Consider the following 4338-nt stretch of genomic DNA (forward strand, 5'->3'; position numbering starts at 1 on the left):
TATCGTAAAGGTTTCGCCGGCGAGCAGCGAGGTAGAAATGTCGACGCGTCCGATAGAGATTAGGGCCTCGGAAACGCTCTTCATGTTCTCGTTCTGGACTGTGGCGTAAAAGCCCGCACCCGCCTTGAGGTCGAGTTGGAAGTCGCGCATTTCGAGCGGAGCTTTCAACTCCTCGAGCCATGAGCGAATGTAGCCCTCGGGACTGATGTGCCCGTTACGATTCTGCAGCATGCCGCCCTCGCAGGACGAACCGCACGCGAAGATACGGCGGAGAACGGCGCTAATCTCGCCGATCCCGATGCATGACCAGCTTGGCGTGTGCGGCGTGCAGTTTTTCTCGTAGCTGGATTCCGCGAGGACATAGATCGTTTTACCGCAAGGCGAGATGAATGCTCCGACTCGGCGGTCGGTGGTAACTGTTGCTCCCATGGTTCCTTCTTTCTGGATGTTATGGGGCTTGAGGCTTGATGAGGTGTTCCACCTGGGCTGGAATTGCGCACGTGGCAGCGGCCAGCGCACACCATAGCGTGCTTGTGCGCGACCCACTATTTGGCGGAGCAATCTGGATGCCAGGAACGACCAGCCGTGGCCATATCGATCAACCACCATTTTCCATCGACATCCAGCGCGAAATCGACTGACCATGCGCCAGCGCCAATCGCCCCGACCGCACGCAATGCCATATCCGACAATGCAGCGAGGTCATTGGTGACAAGAGGTGATGCGAGTTCGTGCAATTGAACACGCCAGTCCAGTCCCTGGGTCTGTGCATTGGTCAATGCTTCTTCTGGCCAATAGAAATGATGGCAAAGGACGTTGGCCTGGTCTGCGAAGAATCGCCATTCTCGTCCGATAGGGAGTCCTCGGAAGGCGGTGAACGTGTGTTGGATGGCGACATACTGACGAACCATGAATGCATGGGTAGCGCCGGCAATATCCTTCAAGCAATTATCTTCAAACGTCTCGAAGACGCACTGCATGAGCCGATCGGGGGATTCCACCTTGAATGCGGACGGGCCTCCATGTTTTGCGCTTGCCAGGTCTGTGCGAAGGAATACCGGATATCCAATTCGTTTGCAGGCGTCGTAAAGGACTTCTTTCGGGAAATCTCCCATCGGTTCGCAGTCGAGAACTGGATATAAGGTAAAGGGATCGTAGAGCACAAACTCCGTGCGCGGCACAGGCAGGCCAGCTGCGGCGATTGGAGGAAACCAATTGAGGGCGCTGTCCGGGATGGGGGAACGGGCGTTTTCGTCGGACGCAGCATCGAAACAGTTCATGGGAGACCTTTCTGTGCGAAGACGCGTCGTCGGAATTCCGCTGCTGATGTAGCCCGCGTTACCACCCTCCGTTTATCGGATGACGACCATTCTGACCCAGTGCGGAAAAAATGGATCGACGAAGCGCAAGCGAATGCGCCCGGCGGCAGGGTCGTCGCGCAGGATGTTCTGGTCCTGGAGGCCTCGGATCGCTGATTGGAGCGATGAGACGGCAAGGCCGAGCGAGCGTGCGGCTTCGGACGAACTCATTCCTGTGCCTTGACGCCGAATAACTGCAAGAAGGGTTTTCTGTTGTACGGTCGTCAACCGAGTCCAGGATTCCGTATACCAGGGATCGAGGCCGTTCACCGTTCGCCGCAAGGCTGCTTCAACGAGCTGCACGGTCAGTTTTGGCTGCTTTGAGCCGCTCTTGTTTCGCAGCTCTTCCCAGCAATTGTGAGCCAGCATCTGCACATTGAATGGGACCTCTTCAGCTAAGTTAAGAATGCTCTGGACGGGTGCTGCAGTGGGTGCAGCAAATCCTCCCCGCCGAAAGTGTCTCAGTAGGTAAGCGGAGAACTCGTCGGCTGGTAGCGGGCCAATGAATCTGTTTGTTCCTAAGCGGTAAAGCGGTCGTTCGTGCCGCTGGGTCATATCTGTCATGATTCGGGTCTGTGAACCAGCAAAGACATAGCCAACCCGTCGATGTTCCTGGATTGCGGCGCGAATCTGAGCCTCGGCTTCAATTCCCCCACGGGCGACTACCGCCTGAAATTCGTCAATAATCAGACCGACAGGTCGCGAGCGGGGCTGAGAAAGAGCGAGTGCCTCTAAACCGTCGAGCGCGTCCGTAAGCAATTTGACGGGACGGTTCTCCTTCGCGGTTGAATCAACTCCGAGGCTGATCGAGAGTTCCTGTTCCACACCGTCATACGTAATTTCCGGCTTGAGCCTCGAAAAGAAACGGCTGATCTGCTCGATTCCTAGATCCAGCTTACCCTTCAGACGCGTGGCCGCAGCAGTAACGATCTTTGACACAAGCATGTCGATAGTGGGGTAGGCCTCGGCATCAAGTCTAAGGACGACAGCGCCGGCGGCAGTGAGGTTCTCATCAGCGGAACGGAGAATGGAAGTTTTCCCGAACCGCCGCGGACCGATCAGGAACAGCTTTTCACCATTGCGTATGGTCGACTCGACCAGCGCAGTTTCCTCCACTCGGTCAACGATTTCGTCAGCACCGAGATCGCCGCCAAATCTGAACGGGTTGCTCTTAGAATCCATTTGCTATCTCCAAGTCTGTTTATCAAGAAAGAGGTTATCAGGTTTTTGATAATCTATTTTCCGATAATCTACTTTTTGATAAGCGGCAAGAAATGCCACTCCGGTATCCTTCATTTGTTTACAGGGGAGGGCGACGTGTAGCCTTCCAGCTTTGTCGCGTTGGCGTGGAGCGCGACCATGGCCGCGTTGCCAAGCTCGTTGAGGTGCCCGTTGACGGCTCCCTCGACAAGCGCGAGGTCCCGCGGCGCCAGGTCGTTACCGTCGTGGGTGGCGCGGAGGATGTCGATAGCAAGGTCAGACATACCCCGCGTGGGCTCTGCGGGCTCCGCAGACGCGCCCCGATAGCAATTGCCAGCGTAAACCCATTCACGCGCGCTGCTCCTGCGTAGCGTGGCGTACGTCGGGCGGCCTGCAACATCCTTCACAGGCTCCCCGATCTGCACCAGAAGCCCCGACATTGAAACCGGGGGTAGGACGTTGACGAAGTAATCGGCCATTTCCTGATCGACAACGTCGCCGATTACCAGAAAGTGGTCGAGGGATTGCCGGCTTTCGCCCCAGGCTGAATACGTTTTCATAGAAAGTTTCCTGTTCAACGAGTGGATTTCTGGTGCTGCTACAGCAAAGACAAGAAGCTAAGCGGAGGCGAAGAGTTCCTGCTGTTGGGAAACAGATTGCTGCGCCAAGCCGGTCGTTTCTGGCTGGACAGCCGCGGCCGCCGTGCGGCGACGGGACCGGGCCTGGATGAAGTCGGCCAGAGCAATTTCCGTCATCACGGTGACACCGTGCCATTCATCCATCGAAGCGGCGGTATCGATACCACAATTTGGATCCAACTCTATCGAGGACTGCTGAGAAAAGCGGAGAACTTTGTCGGTTGGCGTGTCTTCGTAACCCCGGATGCCGCTCAGCTTGAATGGCGCTGAAGCTTGCGGAATCAGGAAGACCCCGTGATCGGCAAGATCGCTGGCAATATCGATGATTTTGTACTCGAATTCGCATCCGGTGTAGCGCGGTGCGCTACCGTCGTGCTGGACGCGGCCGAAGGGTGGATTGGAGATCACGCATTCGAAGCCGCCGAGAGACGAGGGAAGATCAAAGGCATCAGCTACGATCCAGCTGGCCTCTGGCAGCACTTTGCGGCCCACGGCGACATAGTCTGGATTGATCTCCACGCACGTAATGTTCGGACGCCCACCGGTCTGTGTGCCAGCAGAGTAATGGTAGGCTGCGAATGCGAGCGACCCAATACCGGCGCAGATGTCGAGAATTCTGCCTCCGAAGGTCTCGATGGCCAAGCCCCTGGCAAGACTGCGCGGAGTAAAGAAAGCGCCCGCAGATCCATTCACATGGTTGGCGCTTTCCTGCCAATTGTCGAGAACGAAGAGTCGCTCATCGAACGTCAAGGAATCCTGCTGAAGCAGGGAGTAGGCCTGTGCATGCAGTTTGGATTGCTGCTTGGTGAGTCGAGACATGGAGACACCTGTGCGAAAAGTTTGTTTGTTGGGGGGGTACTTATGGCTCGCCCCGACAGAATTCTGCCGGGGGAACGTTGGGCTGCTGCCAATGATTATTGTTTTGGAACCGATGGCAAGGTCGCGAGGAGAGGCCCCAACGTCTTCATCGCTTCGATCTGCACCGTGAACAGCGCAGCATCCGATTCCGCTTTCAACCATTGGTAGACGGCGGCAACCACGGACCCTTGCTGGTCTGCGAGTCCATCGCGGCGACATTTGGCCTGAGAGCGAAGCATGGCTTCGCGAAGTTGCTGGGCTTCCTGCTTTTTGATGCGGGCAAG

General features: G+C 56.5%; 6 protein-coding genes. All 6 read right to left on the reverse strand.

The features are described from left to right. Window positions 1-429 (reverse strand): hypothetical protein (locus VMU57_RS08790; protein WP_325382521.1); only part of this gene is annotated, 429 nt, incomplete at its 3' end. A gap of 116 nt (window positions 430-545) precedes the next feature. After that, window positions 546-1163, reverse strand: a complete 618-nt coding sequence (locus VMU57_RS08795; protein ID WP_325382523.1) for a hypothetical protein — start codon at window positions 1161-1163, stop codon at window positions 546-548. Window positions 1164-1352: 189 nt separating this feature from the next. Then, entirely contained in the window at window positions 1353-2540 is a 1188-nt protein-coding gene (locus VMU57_RS08800) for a hypothetical protein (protein WP_325382525.1), read from the reverse strand. Window positions 2541-2650: 110 nt separating this feature from the next. Continuing rightward, window positions 2651-3118, reverse strand: a complete 468-nt coding sequence (locus VMU57_RS08805; RefSeq protein ID WP_325382527.1) for a hypothetical protein — start codon at window positions 3116-3118, stop codon at window positions 2651-2653. Between the two features lie 57 nt (window positions 3119-3175). After that, window positions 3176-4015, reverse strand: a complete 840-nt coding sequence (locus tag VMU57_RS08810) for a hypothetical protein (RefSeq protein ID WP_325382529.1) — start codon at window positions 4013-4015, stop codon at window positions 3176-3178. Between the two features lie 95 nt (window positions 4016-4110). Then, window positions 4111-4338, reverse strand: a 228-nt coding sequence (locus VMU57_RS08815; protein WP_325382531.1) for a hypothetical protein, incomplete at its 5' end; no start/stop codon positions are given.

The sequence above is a fragment of the Edaphobacter sp. genome, assembly GCF_035532915.1.
In the GTDB taxonomy this organism is placed as follows: Bacteria; Acidobacteriota; Terriglobia; order Terriglobales; family Acidobacteriaceae; genus Edaphobacter.